The following is a 16277-nucleotide window of genomic DNA, read 5'->3' on the forward strand; positions in this document are numbered from 1 at the left end:
ATTCGCAAATAGCTTCGAACCCAAATTCGCTAAATGACCAGGTAAGCGAAATATACAAATGTACTAATACCGTGGGATTGAACTAACATTTCTCCATTCGTTTTTAGATTAACTATTTATTAAATAATAAATAAGGGGTGACGAAATGCTCTTTGAAATTTTATCGACTTCCGCAGCTGCTGCGATGGTTGGATTCAGTTATTTTAAACGAACAGAATTAGATGACGGGGAAAAGATTAGGAAAATTGCATTGAACTGTGGTCTGTATGTTAAAGAAGGCAAAGAAATTCGAACCATCCAACTATATCGTAAACAAAAGCATGAATGGGGAATGGAGTATATTTATCGAATTCCATTAGGTATGTCTTTATCTGATTTTGAAAAGAAAATGGAGCATATAAGAGATGGACTGAACAATAGAAAAAATCCTTTGAATTATAAAGCATTTACGCAAATGAACTTAAAAGAAAAGCTTTTACCTCAAATTAAACAAATACTAAAGGATCGTTATGTATCGGATAAAGACGTCGAATTAAATTATGATGGGATGCTCCATATTAAAGTTTTAGATAGACATATTCCCAATAGGATTCATTTCAATGTAGATATGCTGGGTGAGTGCATTGATTGGGAAATTCCATTAGGTGAAACAAGATATGGCTTTATAAATCATGATATGGAACGAGGTCATATCACATTAGCTGGGGCAACAAGAAAAGGAAAAACAGTTTTTTTAAAGCTTTTAATCACATCGTTAATGTATCAACAACCTGAAAACACAAAACTTACACTTATTGATCTAAAAGGTGGCTTGGCATTTACCCGTTTTAAAAATGCTAAACAAGTGCTGGAGGTGGCCACAAATTTAGACGAAGCTTTATCTGCCTTGCAAAAGGTCAAAAATGAGATGAATCAAATGAAAGGATGGTTTGATAAGAATGGATCCGAAGACATTAAAGAAGCTGGGATTGATACTAGACATTTCATTATTGTTGATGAAGCAGCACAAATCTCACCAAACATCATCACGGGGAAAGAAGAGAGGGAAAAAGCCCGCAAATGTGAAGAAGCGCTCTCGGAAATAGCAAGAATAGGTGCAGGATTAGGATATAGATTGATTTATTGTAGCCAATATCCCACTGCTGACGTAATGAACAAGCAGATTAAGCAGAATTGCGATACTGTAATTACTTATAAGTTAAGGGATGCTGTCGCCTCGAGGGTTGTGTTAGATGAATCTGGTGCAGAAAAACTTGAAGTACCTGGGCGTGCAATTTATAAGTCTCCAGAAGGTGTGCAGCTAGTTCAAACTCCATTTATTGAAAATGAACAAATAGAGAAGATTATTGCTCCTCATATCGTAATCAAAACACGAAAGGAGGAGATCAACATTGAAAAAACAACAAAGAATGGAGGAAATTCTTTTAAGCTTGAAGAAATGTGATTTTTTATCCAGAGAGCAGCTTCAAAAGATTCATAAACTTGGGCAGGACAGGAATGCACAGCGAGTTCTCAGCAATATGGAAGAATACTTATCACACTTTCTAGAAAATAGGAAGAAGATTTACTATTTAAATGCTGCCGGCCGAGAATTGGTGCAAGCAGAAAAGAAAAGAACGAAAAATACTCAAGTAAATCATTATCTAATGAGAAATGATCTATACATTGCAAAAGGTAAACCATCTACTTGGCAAAATGAAGTGAAAATAACCATTAATGACATATCCCTCATAGCAGATGCAGCCTTCATCTCTAACAAACTCCATCATTTTATAGAAATCGACTTCAAACAATCAATGGCGAAAAATATTCAAAAAATCAAAAGATATAAAAAGTTATCAACATATAATCCACAGTTTGCACTTATATGGGTGACAACAACCCCTTATAGAAAGAAAAAGCTTCAGCAGCTATGTGAAGGTCTAAAAATCCAAATCTATCTATGGGAGGACCTAAAATGAGTATACAAACATTTTCCATTAAGGAATTTATGGCAGGGGAATATAAAGATGAAAAGAAACAGAAGAAGGTAGGAAAATTGGTTAGAAGAATCGGTACATCTATTGCAGTACCATTAGTTATGGCAAAGCCAGCTTTTGCAGCTACAACAGAAGCAGTACCGGCTACAGCAAAAGAATGGATGGGAGAGCAAACTTTATCTGCGCTAGCACATGTGTTGGATCCAGTTGTGGATATTCTTGTAGCTTTGGCATTTCCGGTTGCAAGTGTAGTAATTGTAGGGGCGTGCTTTCTATTTATGTTTGGCAGTGCAGAAAGAGCGTGGACAATGATTCAAAATGCAGGACTTGGATATGTACTTATACAAGTTTCTCCATTAATACTAAATGTTCTAAAACAAGTAGGAAATGCAGTGTAAAAATAGCAAAAAAATTATTTCGGCGACAATTCGGCGACAAATACAAAATTTTTATTTTTAGATAAAATAAAAAACCCTTAGAACCTATGTGGCTCTAAGGGTTTAGTTATGGAGCATAGGGGGCTCGAACCCCTGACCTCTACGCTGCCAGCGTAGCGCTCTCCCAGCTGAGCTAATGCCCCAAGTTAATAGGTACAGAAAAATTATATCTACCACAAAGGTTTTTGGCAAGAAGATTTTTGTAGAATATTCCTTCAATAATGTATGATTTGTTAAAATGTCTTCTTCCTCATTATATTAATTGAAAGTCTAAGAAGGATAAAGGGTTGTGGCATAAAAATTGCATAAAGTATAAATGTAAAAGGAGCAGTAGGGCAAGAGAGAAAATTATAGATTAAAAGAAAAAATAAAAGTTAGGGGATGATGATTATGAATGAACAATATCAAGACAGATTAACTAGGTTAACGAATTATTTGGAAACTCTAGATGTAGAAATAGCAATTATTAATGACCCGAAAAATGTGTTCTACTACACAGGTTTCAATTCCAATCCACATGAAAGGTTTATGGCACTAGTAATTGATCTAAAAAAACAAAGCCAATATTTATTCGTGCCCTCTTTAGATTTGGATATAGCTGAGGGTGACTCGTATGTTAAACGAATTGTTCCTATTTCAGATGAGGTCAATCCCTATAAAGTATTAAAGGATACGATCGGTGAGGGCATTCAAACGATCGGTTTAGAGACAAAGGTGATTTCATTATTCCAGCAGGAACAGCTGCTTAATAGTTTTCAAAGCTTCCGATACCTAAATATCGGCGACTTCATTGCATCGCAAAGAATGAGAAAAACACAAGCAGAATGCAATAAAGTTCAGCGTGCTATCCATGTGATAGAAAAGGTAATGGAAGAGGGGATCAAAAAGGTACAAGAAGGCATGACAGAACAGGAGTTAACTGCAGAGCTAGAGTATTTAATGAGAAAGTTTGGTGCTGCGGGCCCTTCTTTTTCATCTATTGTATTGTCAGGACCGAAAGCGGCATTGCCGCACGGACATCCTGATAGTAAGACGATTAATAGAGGAGACTTTTTATTAATTGATATGGGTGTTCTTGTTGACGGATATTGCTCAGATATTACGCGAACTTTTATTATTGGTGAAGAAACACCAAAGCAGAGAGAGATTTATGATATCGTTCTTAAAGCTACGCAAGCCGGCGTTGAAGCGGCAAAAGCGGGTATTCCAATTGGACAGATTGATATTGCTGCAAGAAATGTCATTAAAGAAGCGGGATTTGGTCAATATTTTAATAATCGTGTAGGGCATGGCCTTGGAATAGATGTACATGAAGAGCCTTCCATTCACGAAAACAATCATTTATTAGTAGAGAGTGGATTCCTATTTACAATTGAACCTGGTATTTATATTCCGGGCTATGGCGGTGTGCGCATTGAGGAAAATGTATATATTGATGAACTTGGACATGGAAAGCAGCTTACATCTTTTCCGACTGAGCTCATGCGGATTGGCTAATAAAAAAGTAGCAACTTCTTTGTAAAATAACACCTTTAATAGGATTATATTTTCTAAATTAGCCTGGTTGAGAAACTGCAAATCTTTTGTATTCCCACTAAAGCAGGAGATTCAGATCTATTAACCTGTTAAATAATATGCCGATATATAGTAGGAGAAATCAGCAATATAGCAGGTGATGAAATTTATGTCTAACATTGTTATGTGTCCTAAATGTAATAGTAATCAGCTTCAATTTGGAGAAAAGGGATTTAGTATAGGAAAGGCAGCAGTTGGTGTTATTACGATTGGTTCACTGGGTGCTTTAGCCGGGTTACATGGGAAAGGTAAGATAAGGTTATGTTGCTTAAATTGTGGGCACACATGGATTCCTAGTATTACCTCGCCGACTCAAAATAGGTCTAATTTACGATCAACATCGTCTACTCAGTATAGAACTAACTCCAATTTGAAAAATGCCTCATTAAAATCAGGTAATAAGCATCGTACTTATGTTTATGGAGGATATTCCAAGAAGTATTTAAATGGCTTAGCTAAAGTATTTTGGGGAATAACTCTATTTAATTTGCTGGTGACGATAGTATTAGTATGTACGTATTTTCTTTTTTAGGCGGTGTAAATATGAAGGCAGATGTTAAAGCAGCTGAAACTAGAGTGAAGTTGGCTTTTAGAGTAATGGCTTTAACTTCAATTGTTAATGTATTTGTTGCGGGTTTTACAAACCATCCTATTATTGCGCTAATATACGCTATAGCTAGTTTTGTTCTTATTAAATATCGATTTTAAAAGGTGTATTTATGCGATTAAAAAATAAATAAAATTGATGATGGAAGAAATGTACACTCCCTGGTAAGAAACAGAGATATTCCATGGGGTGGGAAAATAATCATTCAAAAAGGATAGGAAGAATAGATATTTTACTCTATTCATCCCATCCTTTTCCTAATTACAAGTGACCTGAAAAATATATTCAATTTTGAAGTAGCTTTATTATTATTTTCTTTCCATTAACCAAATGACGCGGCTGTTTTCACCCTAGCTTTTGTATGGGGTGTAAATTTGCAGGCTTTTCATAGAGATTTTCCCACAGCTCAGACATTTTCCTTCTCCCTCTTTCAATGTCAGGATTAAATTGAATTGCTGATTGTTTACGAATCAAACGGACATTTTGTACAGCTTGAGTCAGATGCTCGTCAATTGCCGGTCCGCCTTTACCAGCATGTTTAGCAATCGAATAACCAGCAGTTGTTCCTTGAGCCATTGCAATTTTTCCGCTTTCAATGCCGGTAATATTACCGGCAACAAACAGACCTGTAAGCGGGGTTTCCATCGTTTCTGAATGATGGGGCACGTGTCCGCCAAGTTCGGGAATGTATTGGAATGGGCAGCCTGAAACGGCAGCAAGCTCAGCAAGCGGATACAAGCCGCCTGCAATACAAACGAAATCGGCTTCGTTTACTGTTTCCGTGCCAGGAATAATCGTTCCATTCACATCCGTATCGGCTACACGTACACCTTCCACTTTTTCGGTTCCGATAATTTCTAAAGCGGCTTTGCGAAGAAGCAAGGGAGTGCCATTTACCTTTACTCCGCTTTTAGGAAAAAATTTCATTCCTTTCTTACGGAGCCAATTATTTTTCATAAACTGGCTTCCCATTCTTAAAAGAGGGGAGGGAGCAAGATGTGCCGCACTCAGAAGCGATTTCATAACTTCCTCCGGTTCTCCTGCTTTCCCGCTTAACGGACTTTTTTCTGGCAGAACGATCCGATCTACATGAATGTCAGCGAGTTGCAGCTCATTTAAAATCGCAAAGGTTAATATATTTGCCCCGATGATGATTCCTTTTTTTCCAATTTGAACCCGGTGGACATTCGTCATAACTTGAGCAGCACCAATGGACATTACTCCAGGAAGAGTCCATCCAGGCAGTGGAATCGGATACTCTGCCGCTCCTGTTGCTAGCAATACAAATGGAGCTGTCAATGTACCGATGCTTGTATGCACATTCCAAAAATCATCGTCTTTCTCGATGTTAAAAACGGAAACACTACAGTGGATGTTAACTGATTTTCTAATCGCTTCTTGATGAAGCCTATCTGATTCTTTTATTCCATTCCACCATTCACCAGATGGTTCTTGATGAAGTTGTCCAAGTAATCTTCCGCCAGGCTTTATAAATTCATCAATAACTATCACCTTTAAGCCAGAAGAAGCACAAGCAATAGCTCCAGCCAACCCAGCTGGTCCGGCGCCAATGACAATCACATCTATCATAGCTTCTCCACCATCCTTTTTACGATGTTAGGATGCTGTCTGCCGCTTTCAATCACCATGTCTTGTTCAACAACTGTTAAGCAGGCTCGGATATTCGCTTGTTCATTCACGGTTACACGGCATTCCATGCAATGACCGATATTGCAGTAAAATCCTCGCGGTGTACCGCTCTCTTCGTGAACCCGTAAGGTCCTGATGCCATTTGCTAATAGGGCTGCGGCAATGGTTTCATTTTCTAGTGCTTCATAAGTGTCTCCATCAAACATAAATGCAACGGCTTTTCTATCTTCTAATTTTCCTAAAATAGGGTGATCTACAATTCTAGCCATTGTTCTCACCTACTGTTCCAAACGAAACTGGGCGAATTGGCGGCTGGTATTTTAATGGAATATCTCCTTGAGAAACATTTGGAAGGACATCTTCAATGATTCGATCCAGTGGGATTCTGCATGTTCGGCCCCCGCAAAAACCCATCCCTGCTCTTGTCCTTAATTTTAGTTCCCTAGCAGTGCATTGATGTTCTTTTGCTGTAGTCTGAAGCTGTCCATAAGTTACTTCCTCACAGCGGCAGACGACAATTGCTTCATTGCTGTTCATTTGGAAACCTCCTCTATTTTTTTACTATAAAAATACTATGCAAAAAACGTACCAAAATAGAGGAGTAAGATTAATTCATTTCTAGACGCTTTAAACGGTTATATAAAGTTGCTCTTGTAATGCCGAGCTTTTTGGCGCATTCTAGCTTATTGCCGTTTGACATCAGAAGTGCTTTTTCAAGCACTTTTTTCTCATGCTTATCCATTTCCTCTTGCAATGGGAAGAGGATGTTATCTATCTCATTTGAGTTGTACTGTTCAGGTAAATGATCTCTTTCGTTACAACTAGGCTGTGAATGGAAAGGCAAATAGTCCTTTCTAATGACTCCATCTGTTGCAAAGACGACGAGACGTTCAACAACGTTGCGAAGCTCCCGGATATTCCCTGGCCATTCATAGCGCAGCATTTCCTGCATGACCTCTTGTGAGAGTTGATGAATCGGCCGTTGGTAGAGCATAGAGAAATCGTTTAAAAAATAATGTGTTAATTCAAAAATATCTTCCCGTCTTTCTCTTAATGGGGGAATATGTATACTAACGACATTGAGACGGTAATATAAATCTTCCCGAAATTGCCCTTCAATCATCAAATCTTTTAAGTCTCTATTTGTAGCAGCAATTACACGGAAATTTGTTTCAATTTCTTTTTCCCCGCCAACCCGGTAAAATTTCCTTTCCTGAAGTACCCGCAGCAGCTTTACCTGCATTTCAAGTGGCAATTCACCAATTTCATCTAGAAACAGGGTACCGCCTTTGGCTAATTCAATTTTTCCTTTCTTCCCTTTTTGGTCAGCACCTGAGAAGGCCCCACGTTCATAGCCAAAAAATTCACTTTCAAATAAGGATGCTGGGATCGCGCCGCAATTTATCGAAATAAATGGTGCATTCTCCTTTTCACTTGCTTCATGGATGGCTTTTGCAAATACCTCTTTGCCGACCCCGCTTTCTCCTAGTATTAGGACGGTTGATTTCACAGAGCATACTTTTTTAGCAAGCAGTACTGTTCTTTGCAAGGCTGAACTATTCCCTTTAATTAAATTAAATGGATCGGATGAATGCTTGTACCTTGCGACCTCTTGCTCTAAACGATGGACCTCAGTAGACATATTAAATAGCTTCTCGTTTAATACCACTTGATTCGTTATATCTGTTTCAGAAACGACTGCACCGATGATTTGATTATTAAAGTAAACGGGATTGGAGTTGATAAGGACAAATAAATCTGAACGAGGCTGATGATGCTGAGCAGTGATTTTTTTTCCCTTATATAAGGATTGTAAGATTTCAAGGTCCTTTGGCTTAAAGAAATCAGTGATTGGTTTGCCGATGATTTCCTTTTGCTTAACTGAAAAAATCTTTTCCGCCCCTTCCGTCCATGTGCGTACATGCTCATTGTCATCAATAACGGTGACTGAAGCATCCATTGTTCGTATAACAGTCTCATAGAATGCCTTTAACTGATTATAAGAATTATGAAGGAAATGGATAAGTTGTGATGCAGTGATGCAGCCTATTGGTCTTTTATTTGTATCCAAAATAACCATCGTGGAGCCATGTTTAGCGGACTGTATTAAAGAATCAAAGGGGTCATCTATTCTAATAATCGGGCTTGGTGTTTCAGCTATTCCGACAAAGTATTCTCCATTTTTTTCTGTGATACATTCCTCAAAAGAACCGTCGATTAACTTATTTTCAATTAATTCTTTTATTGGTGGCAAAGAAAACATACATATCCCCTCCTCGATGTGTAAAAGAAAATATACACTGTATAAAATATTGAACATAAGTCTATCAAATTTTTTAAAAATTACTAGTGAAGGAGTGATTATTTTTGAAAATAACTCTGTTGGCACACTATTTGCATTAGATAAGATAGGCAGCCAAGCGAAGGGAGACTTGTAATGTGAATCATTGTGATGTATTAGTCATTGGCGGTGGAATCATAGGCTGTTCAATTGCCTATTATACTTCCAAATCTGGTATTGACGTAACAATCCTTGAAAAAGGAGAATTTGTCAGCGGAACATCCTCCAGGTGTGACGGAAACATTCTTGCTATCGATAAAGATCCAGGATTTGATAGTCAAATGTCTTTGGTCAGTCAAAAATTAGTAGCTGATTTAAGTAAGGAATTAGCTCAACCATTCGAATATCGTGCACCTGGCAGTATTCTTGTTTGTGAGACAGAAGAAGAGATGGAGGCTGCGCAGAAATGGGTGGACCGTCAAAAAGAAGCAGGTCTGCCATTTCGCATGCTTGACCGGCAAGACATCCGTCAGGAATCGAAGTTTTTTGCAGATGATTTATTAGGGGGACTTGAATGTGCAACAGATTCTACAGTTAACCCTTATCTTCTTGCCTTTTCACTGCTTGATGCCGCAAAGAAATTCGGTGCAAAGGCATATAAGCAAACTGAAGTTCAATCGATGAAAAAAGAAGTAAATGGGTTATTCACTGTAGAAACATCAAAAGGAACTTTTACAGCTAATCATGTTGTGAATGCGGCGGGAATATGGGCTCCAAGATTAGGAGAAATGCTCGATTTAACGATTCCGATAGAGCCAAGAAAAGGTCATATTATCGTAGCATCCAGGCAGCAGTATGTCGGTTCAAGAAAGGTCATGGAGTTTGGTTACTTAATTTCTAAATTTGGCGGACAGCGCCATGTGGATCCATTAACCGAAAAATATGGGGTTGCACTTGTTTTTGAACCAACAGAAAGCCAAAACTTTCTGATTGGCAGCAGCAGGGAATTCGTTGGATTTAATACAAAAGTGAACAACGAGGTGATTAAATGCATTGCTAATCGGGCAATCCGCTTTTATCCGAAAATGGCAGATATGATGGTCATTCGTTCATATGCTGGCTTGCGGCCGTGGACTGAGGATCATTTGCCGATTGTATCAAGGGTAGAACATATTCCTAACTATTATATTGCAGCTGGTCATGAAGGGGACGGCATTAGTCTTGCTGCTGTGACAGGGAAAGTGATCGAAGAGCTTATTAATGAAAGGGAAACTTGTATTCCTGTTGAACCGCTGAGCTTTAACCGGTTTACAGAAAGGATGTTGGCGAGATGAGAGCAGATAGAGTCTTTACAACCATCGATACACATACAGGAGGCAATCCAACAAGGACAGTCATTAGCGGTCTTCCAGAATTAAAGGGAGAAACAATGTCTGAAAAAATGCTCTATATGAAAAAAGAGTATGATTGGATTCGAAAATTATTGATGAATGAACCAAGAGGACATGATGTCATGTCTGGAGCATTATTAACCGACCCATGTCATCCAGATGCTGATATCGGTGTAATCTATATTGAAACTGGCGGTTATTTGCCTATGTGCGGTCATGACACAATTGGGGTTTGTACTGCGTTAGTTGAGTCTGGGCTAATTCCTATTCAGGAGCCCATTACTGCAATCAGACTGGACACACCTGCTGGGCTGGTAGAAGTGGATATCACTGTTGAACATGGCAAAGCCAAAGAGGTGGCTTTCTGTAATATCCCAGCTTTTCTATTAAAGAGTATATCTGTTGATGTGGAGGGGATCGGTCGTGTAGATGCAGATATTGCTTATGGAGGCAACTTCTATGCCATTATCGATGCAAAATCGGTCGGATTAGAATTAGTGCCAGAGAACGCATCAACGATTATTGAAATAGCTATCAATATTAGAAATGCGATTAACGATGCAACAGAGATTGTTCATCCAGAATATCCATTTATACGTGGGTTAACACATATTGAGTTTTTCACCGACCCGAAACATGAAGAGGCTGATGTAAAAAACACAGTTATTGTTCCTCCAGGCGGAATTGACCGCTCGCCATGCGGAACGGGAACATCGGCTAAATTGGCAGCGCTTTATTCAAAGCAAGAAATTAGTATTGGAGAAGAATTTGTCCATGAAAGCATTGTTGGTTCACTATTCCGTGGTCATGTTCTTGAGGAAATAGATGTAAATGGCGTGCCGGCGGTCGTGACGCGAATAGCTGGGTCAGCCTGGCTCATGGGCATGCACAAATTCTTTTATAACGAAGATGATCCGCTTAAAGAAGGATTTCTCCTCATTCCCCCAATGGAGGAACATGAAACGGAGGACGTAAAATGAAGATTCAGAAGGCATATACAGCAACAGATGTTCATGTGGCCGGAGAGGCGTTTCGTATCATCAGAGAAGCACCATTTATTTATTATCAAAGCTTGCAGCAATTAGAAGAGCAATTTCCTCATGAATATGCAGATGTAATTAAGTTTTTGCTAAATGAACCCCGCGGATTTGCAGGTTTGAACGGTTGTTTGGTCATTCCCCCGTTTAGCCGTGAGGCAGATGCAGCGGTTGTATTTTTTACGCATGAAGGAACGATGCCTTTATCGTATGGGGGAGCAGTTGCTGTCATAACTGCCTTACTGGAGTGTGGCCAGCTGCCTCCTAACAAATCCAATGAGTATAAATTGGAAACAGCAGACGGTATTATTCCCCTTAAAGCAGTTGTAGAAAATAATGAGGTTGTTTCAGTGGAGCTTAAAAGCGAGCCCTGTCAAATTGTTCAAATGAATATCCCTTATAAAGATACACATTATTCCCTTGTTCAAGCGGATCAATTATATGCTGTTTTCAAAAAAAGTGATGTTCCTTTCCAACTGCAAATGGAAGATCTGCCTAAGGTGCAAAAATGGGGGCAGGAGGTAAACAAAGCTCTTGATGTGAAGAGCTCGATCAAAGGTGCTATTTTGCTCGATGATTCGCTATTGGAAAGTGGAAAAATTAAAACGGTTACCTTTCGAAGAGACAATTTTATAGTCCGTTCACCAGGTTTCGGATCAGCTGCAGCATGTTACGCCAGTTTACTTGCTAGCGGTGAATTCAGTATGGATCAGCCTTTTAGGAATGAAAGTATTTTCAACAGCTCCATAACCATTCAATTAGCTTACCAATCTGGGGGCAGTTTTCAGTTTTCATTTAATAGCCGCGGCTTTATTACTGGGATTCAGACTTATGTTTTAGATCCGACAGATCCGCTGGCTGCAGGGTTTTTATTAAAGTAAGCCTTCTATGGCGGGTTTTTGGAGATAGGCTGATAACTAACTGGAATTGGCTGTTAAATGATCAATATTGGCTGATAAACTACCAAAATTGGCTGATAAATCATTTGATAGATAGTGTATGTTGCTGATAAAAATATTCATATGACTAGGAGGAAAAAGATAATGACAACAATTAGAGGCGCTTATCCAGTTTTAATTACACCGATGACAGAGGCACAGGAGATTGATTGGGGCGGAGTAAAAAATAATGTGAATTTTTTCGTCGATCAAGGTGTTGCAGGAATCGTTATTAACGGCAGTACTGGAGAGTTTGTCAGCTTATCAAAAGAAGAAAAATTTCAAATGGTTGAAACGGTTTTAAGGGAGGTAAATGGACGTATTCCTGTCGTTGTCGGAACCGCAGCGGAAACAACGAAAGAAACAATTGAATACACAAAGCAGGCAGAGGCGCAAGGAGCGGATTGTGCCTTAATTATTAATTCTTATTACTGCAAACCAAAGGAAAATGAAATTTACTTCCACTTCAAAGAAATCTCAAATGCTGTTAATCTCCCAATCATGCTCTATAACAATCCATTTACATCAGGAGTCAATATGAGCACAAACTTAATGCTGCAAATAGGAAAAGAGTGTGAAAGAGTAACGCATATAAAAGAGTCAAGTGGCGATATTACTAAAGTACGAGACTTAGCAAGAAAAGGAAAAGGAGACTTTGAGGTTTTTTGCGGGGCAGAAGAGCTTGTTATGGAATCTTATTTTGTTGGGGCAACAGGCTGGATATCTGTTGCGGGGAATATCGTACCAAGGCTTGTAACGGATATGTTTAATCATTTTCAAAATGGCGAGCTTGAGGAAGCGTGGGCAATCAATGATCGCATTTTGCCGCTCTGCGCCTTCCTGGAGGGATCAGGTAAATATGTGCAAATTGTAAAAAGAGCAATGGTATTAACAGGTCAAGCTGGAGGACCATCCCGTTACCCTCGATTAGGACTTTCACAGGAAGAGGATCAAAAGCTAAAGGATATTTTATCAAGCCTATCTGTTGTCCCAAGCGTGTAGCAGTTTAATAGATTCCATTAAAAGGAGGAATATCGATTGTTAACGGCACAAATTGAATTAAAACCAAAGGTGAAAGCATTTCTTGAAGGAAATATTGACCTTTTTATTAATGGCAAATCTGTACCTTCAGTAAGCGGGAAGAAGTTTGAAACATATAACCCAGCAACAGAAGAAGTTCTTGCATTAGTAAGCGAGGCGCAGGATGAGGATGTTGATTTAGCAGTGAAAGCCGCACGTCAGGCATTTGAGAAAGGACCATGGCCTGATCTAAGTGCGGCTGAAAGAGCAAGATTAATTTATAAGTTAGCAGATTTAATTGAAGAAAATAAAGAAGAATTAGCTCAATTGGAAGCGCTTGATAATGGAAAGCCTTATCAGGTTGCCCTTCAGGATGATATACCGGCTACAGTTGAGCATTATCGCTATTATGCAGGCTGGGCTACAAAGATTCTTGGTCAAACATTCCCAATTTCAAAGGATTACTTAAATTATACAACACATGAGCCAATTGGGGTTGTCGGTCAGATAATCCCATGGAATTATCCTTTAGTGATGTCAGCGTGGAAAATGGGAGCAGCCCTAGCAACTGGATGTACGATTGTGATAAAACCGGCAGAGCAGACACCGCTATCTCTTTTATACACAGCTCAGCTTTATAAAGATGCTGGCTTCCCAGATGGGGTTGTTAATTTTGTACCAGGATTTGGTCAAACAGCGGGAGCAGCGATTGTTAATCATCATGATGTCGATAAGGTTGCATTTACGGGGTCTACTGTCACTGGAAAATACATTATGCGACAAGCAGCAGAAACAATCAAAAATATTACCCTCGAGCTTGGCGGAAAATCTCCTAACATTATTATGGAAGATGCTGATTTAGGAGAAGCCATTCCTGGTGCATTTAACGGGATTATGTATAATCATGGACAAAATTGCAGTGCTGGCTCCCGCGTATTTGTTCATAGAAAGCACTATGAACAGGTTGTGGACGAACTTGCAAAAATGGCGAATAGTGTTAAGTTGGGTGCGGGCATGGAAACTGGAGCTGAAATGGGACCTCTTGTCTCTGAAAAACAGCTAGAGCGGGTACTAGGGTATATTGAGAAAGGAAAAGCAGAGGGAGCAAGGGTAGCTGCAGGTGGAGAAAGAGCTTTTGATAAAGGTTATTTTGTTAAGCCAACAATCTTTGCTGATGTTACAGACGAAATGACAATTGCAAAGGAAGAAATCTTTGGACCAGTTGTTGCCGTGCTTCCATTTGATAATGTAGAAGAAGTCATTGATAGGGCAAACAATACTCCTTATGGGCTTGCAGCAGGTGTATGGACGGAGAATGTGAAAACCGCCCATTATGTAGCTAACAAATTAAAAGCGGGAACTGTTTGGATTAATGATTACAATCTTGAAGATGCTGCTGCCCCGTTTGGCGGGTATAAGCAGTCAGGCATTGGACGTGAGATGGGTTCCTATGCACTTGATAATTATACAGAAGTGAAATGTGTTTGGGTTAAATTGAAGTAATATTTGGAATATCTTAATTTAGGAAAATCTTAGTAACAATGGAGAAACGGACAGCTAACATATTAGGCGGCTATCCGTTCTCTATTATAAGGTATATTGGCTTTATTTTTTTTAGTTATAAATATCTGAAAATTCTTATGATTCATTAAATTTTAGCGTATTTTTACTTATTCACTTTAAGGAGGCACACGATGGAAAAAATAGTCGATTGGGCAGTTGGACAAGTATGGAGTCTTGGCTTAGTTGTTTTTGCACTTGGGGCAGGTTTATTTTTTTCGATAGCTACACGATTTGTCCAGATTAGATACTTTAAAGAAATGATTAAATTGCTATTTGAGGGGAAAAGTTCAGAAACAGGCGTATCATCCTTTCAAGCCTTTTGTATGGCCCTTGCTGGACGAGTGGGAATAGGCAATATTGCAGGGGTTGCAACTGCTATTGCGTTCGGGGGGCCAGGAGCTGTTTTTTGGATGTGGATCATGGCTTTATTAGGAGGAGCGAGTGCCTTTATTGAATCCACCTTAGCCCAAGTTTATAAAATCAAAGAAGGGAACCAGTATCGAGGCGGGACCCCTTATTTTATTGAAAAGGGGTTAAAGATAAAATGGTTTGCTGCATTAGTTGCGATTGTTGTCACCCTTTGCTATGGAATATTAGTTCCTGGCATTCAAGCAAATACGATCGCAGTAGGATTTGAAAATACAGCAGATATTCATAAAAGCATTACCGGAATCGTTTTAGTTCTTTTACTTGGAATAATCATTTTCGGAGGGGTAAAGCGAATTGCAAATGTAGCAGAAAAAGTAGTTCCTTTTATGGCATTAGGGTACGTGATTGTGACCTTTATCCTTCTATTTGCTAATGCTGCTGAAGTTCCCGCGATGCTCTCTTTGATTATCACGAGTGCCTTTGGAGCAAACGAGCTATTTGGCGGGATAATTGGAGCTGCGATTGCGTGGGGTGTTAAACGAGCGGTATTTTCTAATGTGGCAGGGGTTGGTGAAGGAACATATAGTTCTGCTGCAGCAGAAGTCTCCCATCCTGCAAAGCAAGGGCTTGTACAAGGCTTTTCCGTATATATTGATACAATCGTTGTCTGTACAGCAACAGCTCTAATGATCCTTATTACAGGCATGTATAGCGTTACGCCTGAAGGGGAAGAGCCAATCGTTGATAAAATGGCAGGCATTGAAGCAGGACCGATTTGGACGCAAGAGGCTGTAGAAAGTATCTTTCCGGGCTTTGGATCTTTATTTGTATCTATCGCAATTTTCTTTTTTGCCTTTACAACTTTAATGGCCTATTACTATATTGCTGAAACGACTCTTGTTTTTCTTGATAAAAAATTGAAAATGAATTGGCTAAAAACTATTTTGAAAATCGTCTTTTTAGGAATGGTCTACTTTGGAAGTGTTGAATCAGCATCATTATTATGGGCACTTGGCGATCTAGGTTTTGGGAGCATGGCTTGGCTCAACCTCATTGCGATTTTGCTTTTAACTAAGCCAGCAATCAAAGTATTTAAAGACTATGAAACTCAAAAAAGAGCAGGTCTGGACCCAGTTTTTGATCCAATTAAAGTTGGAATTAAAGGGGCAGACTTCTGGGAAGAGAAATGCAAAGAAGATAGCGCTTTCAATAATAATAAGTCTGCAGGATAAAAGTTTAATTTCTCGTAAATAGACAGCTTCTATAAAGAGGCTGTCTGTTTTGTTTACTCTAAAGGCATCACTTGAAAAAATTTTGTACATTTTAAAAAAAATATACATGATAATGTCTAATTATTTGGACACCTAAATAATGATAAGTCTTTTGGAGAGGTGATTTTCCGAATATTATATGAATTCGAATAAAATGGT

General features: G+C 39.0%; 15 protein-coding genes, 1 tRNA gene and 1 pseudogene. 12 read left to right on the forward strand and 5 right to left on the reverse strand.

The window, feature by feature from the left end; translation table 11 throughout:
- The first annotated feature begins 145 nt into the window (after positions 1 to 145).
- Genes C1726_RS16230 through C1726_RS16240 form a run of 3 tightly spaced genes read left to right on the forward strand, consistent with a single transcriptional unit; the run spans position 146 to position 2377 of the window.
- Positions 146 to 1444, forward strand: coding sequence for an FtsK/SpoIIIE domain-containing protein (locus C1726_RS16230; protein WP_102274122.1), 1299 nt, complete (start codon positions 146 to 148; stop codon positions 1442 to 1444).
- Positions 1392 to 1961 (forward strand): replication-relaxation family protein, encoded by a 570-nt coding sequence (locus C1726_RS16235; protein WP_235822792.1) that lies wholly within the window; start codon positions 1392 to 1394, stop codon positions 1959 to 1961. Before C1726_RS16230 ends, C1726_RS16235 begins: the two co-directional genes overlap by 53 nt.
- Positions 1958 to 2377 carry a TrbC/VirB2 family protein gene (locus C1726_RS16240; protein WP_102274123.1) on the forward strand — a complete coding sequence of 140 codons (420 nt, stop codon included), beginning with the start codon at positions 1958 to 1960 and terminating at the stop codon, positions 2375 to 2377. Before C1726_RS16235 ends, C1726_RS16240 begins: the two co-directional genes overlap by 4 nt.
- A 109-nt stretch (positions 2378 to 2486) precedes the next feature.
- Here the strand turns inward: C1726_RS16240 and C1726_RS16245 are convergent.
- A tRNA-Ala gene (locus C1726_RS16245) sits at positions 2487 to 2559 on the reverse strand.
- A gap of 247 nt (positions 2560 to 2806) precedes the next feature.
- Here C1726_RS16245 and C1726_RS16250 point away from each other — a divergent pair.
- The 3 genes from C1726_RS16250 (at position 2807) to C1726_RS26250 (ending at position 4699) form a co-directional block, all read left to right on the forward strand.
- Entirely contained in the window at positions 2807 to 3913 is a 1107-nt protein-coding gene (locus C1726_RS16250; protein ID WP_102274124.1) for a M24 family metallopeptidase, read from the forward strand.
- Positions 3914 to 4100: 187 nt separating this feature from the next.
- Positions 4101 to 4523 carry a hypothetical protein gene (locus C1726_RS16255; RefSeq protein ID WP_102274125.1) on the forward strand — a complete coding sequence of 141 codons (423 nt, stop codon included), beginning with the start codon at positions 4101 to 4103 and terminating at the stop codon, positions 4521 to 4523.
- An 11-nt stretch (positions 4524 to 4534) separates the two neighbouring features.
- On the forward strand, positions 4535 to 4699 hold the full coding sequence (locus tag C1726_RS26250; protein ID WP_180968229.1) for a hypothetical protein: 165 nt from the start codon (positions 4535 to 4537) through the stop codon (positions 4697 to 4699).
- 244 nt (positions 4700 to 4943) lie between these two features.
- Here the strand turns inward: C1726_RS26250 and C1726_RS16260 are convergent, their stop codons facing one another.
- The 4 genes and pseudogenes from C1726_RS16260 to C1726_RS16275 all read right to left on the reverse strand — a co-directional run.
- Entirely contained in the window at positions 4944 to 6188 is a 1245-nt protein-coding gene (locus C1726_RS16260) for an NAD(P)/FAD-dependent oxidoreductase (RefSeq protein ID WP_102274126.1), read from the reverse strand.
- Positions 6185 to 6517 (reverse strand): (2Fe-2S)-binding protein, encoded by a 333-nt coding sequence (locus C1726_RS16265; protein WP_102274127.1) that lies wholly within the window; start codon positions 6515 to 6517, stop codon positions 6185 to 6187. Before C1726_RS16265 ends, C1726_RS16260 begins: the two co-directional genes overlap by 4 nt.
- Positions 6510 to 6785: a (2Fe-2S)-binding protein gene (locus tag C1726_RS16270; protein WP_102274128.1), complete on the reverse strand. Its 276-nt coding sequence runs from the start codon at positions 6783 to 6785 to the stop codon at positions 6510 to 6512. The genes C1726_RS16265 and C1726_RS16270 overlap by 8 nt, the downstream gene beginning before the upstream one ends.
- Positions 6786 to 6855: 70 nt before the next feature.
- A pseudogene (locus C1726_RS16275) lies at positions 6856 to 8295 on the reverse strand (sigma-54 interaction domain-containing protein); the annotation flags it as partial.
- A gap of 392 nt (positions 8296 to 8687) precedes the next feature.
- Between C1726_RS16275 and C1726_RS16280 the strand changes: the two are divergent.
- From C1726_RS16280 to C1726_RS16305, 6 genes are all read left to right on the forward strand, one after another.
- The gene (locus tag C1726_RS16280) at positions 8688 to 9863 is read left to right on the forward strand and encodes an NAD(P)/FAD-dependent oxidoreductase (protein ID WP_102274130.1); all 1176 of its coding nucleotides are present in this window, start codon (positions 8688 to 8690) and stop codon (positions 9861 to 9863) included.
- Positions 9860 to 10900: a proline racemase family protein gene (locus C1726_RS16285; RefSeq protein ID WP_102274131.1), complete on the forward strand. Its 1041-nt coding sequence runs from the start codon at positions 9860 to 9862 to the stop codon at positions 10898 to 10900. The genes C1726_RS16280 and C1726_RS16285 overlap by 4 nt, the downstream gene beginning before the upstream one ends.
- On the forward strand, positions 10897 to 11838 hold the full coding sequence (locus tag C1726_RS16290) for a proline racemase family protein (RefSeq protein WP_102274132.1): 942 nt from the start codon (positions 10897 to 10899) through the stop codon (positions 11836 to 11838). The genes C1726_RS16285 and C1726_RS16290 overlap by 4 nt, the downstream gene beginning before the upstream one ends.
- Before the next feature lie 162 nt (positions 11839 to 12000).
- Positions 12001 to 12897, forward strand: a complete 897-nt coding sequence (gene dapA, locus C1726_RS16295) for a 4-hydroxy-tetrahydrodipicolinate synthase (protein WP_102274133.1) — start codon at positions 12001 to 12003, stop codon at positions 12895 to 12897.
- A gap of 36 nt (positions 12898 to 12933) precedes the next feature.
- The gene (locus tag C1726_RS16300; RefSeq protein ID WP_102274134.1) at positions 12934 to 14418 is read left to right on the forward strand and encodes an aldehyde dehydrogenase family protein; all 1485 of its coding nucleotides are present in this window, start codon (positions 12934 to 12936) and stop codon (positions 14416 to 14418) included.
- A 191-nt stretch (positions 14419 to 14609) separates the two neighbouring features.
- The gene (locus C1726_RS16305; protein WP_102274135.1) at positions 14610 to 16079 is read left to right on the forward strand and encodes an alanine/glycine:cation symporter family protein; all 1470 of its coding nucleotides are present in this window, start codon (positions 14610 to 14612) and stop codon (positions 16077 to 16079) included.
- Positions 16080 to 16277: the final 198 nt, after the last annotated feature.

Origin of the sequence: Cytobacillus massiliigabonensis (assembly GCF_900199725.1) — a bacterium.
Lineage (GTDB): Bacteria > Bacillota > Bacilli > Bacillales > Cytobacillaceae > Cytobacillus > Cytobacillus massiliigabonensis.

Coding starts and splice junctions, on each gene's coding strand:
- C1726_RS16230 (WP_102274122.1), top strand. CDS start 146: ATGCTCTTTGAAATTTTATCGACTTCCGCAGCTGCTGCGATGGTTGGA.
- C1726_RS16240 (WP_102274123.1), top strand. CDS start 1,958: ATGAGTATACAAACATTTTCCATTAAGGAATTTATGGCAGGGGAATAT.
- C1726_RS16250 (WP_102274124.1), top strand. CDS start 2,807: ATGAATGAACAATATCAAGACAGATTAACTAGGTTAACGAATTATTTG.
- C1726_RS16255 (WP_102274125.1), top strand. CDS start 4,101: ATGTCTAACATTGTTATGTGTCCTAAATGTAATAGTAATCAGCTTCAA.
- C1726_RS26250 (WP_180968229.1), top strand. CDS start 4,535: ATGAAGGCAGATGTTAAAGCAGCTGAAACTAGAGTGAAGTTGGCTTTT.
- C1726_RS16260 (WP_102274126.1), bottom strand. CDS start 6,188: ATGATAGATGTGATTGTCATTGGCGCCGGACCAGCTGGGTTGGCTGGA.
- C1726_RS16265 (WP_102274127.1), bottom strand. CDS start 6,517: ATGGCTAGAATTGTAGATCACCCTATTTTAGGAAAATTAGAAGATAGA.
- C1726_RS16270 (WP_102274128.1), bottom strand. CDS start 6,785: ATGAACAGCAATGAAGCAATTGTCGTCTGCCGCTGTGAGGAAGTAACT.
- C1726_RS16285 (WP_102274131.1), top strand. CDS start 9,860: ATGAGAGCAGATAGAGTCTTTACAACCATCGATACACATACAGGAGGC.
- C1726_RS16290 (WP_102274132.1), top strand. CDS start 10,897: ATGAAGATTCAGAAGGCATATACAGCAACAGATGTTCATGTGGCCGGA.
- dapA (WP_102274133.1), top strand. CDS start 12,001: ATGACAACAATTAGAGGCGCTTATCCAGTTTTAATTACACCGATGACA.
- C1726_RS16305 (WP_102274135.1), top strand. CDS start 14,610: ATGGAAAAAATAGTCGATTGGGCAGTTGGACAAGTATGGAGTCTTGGC.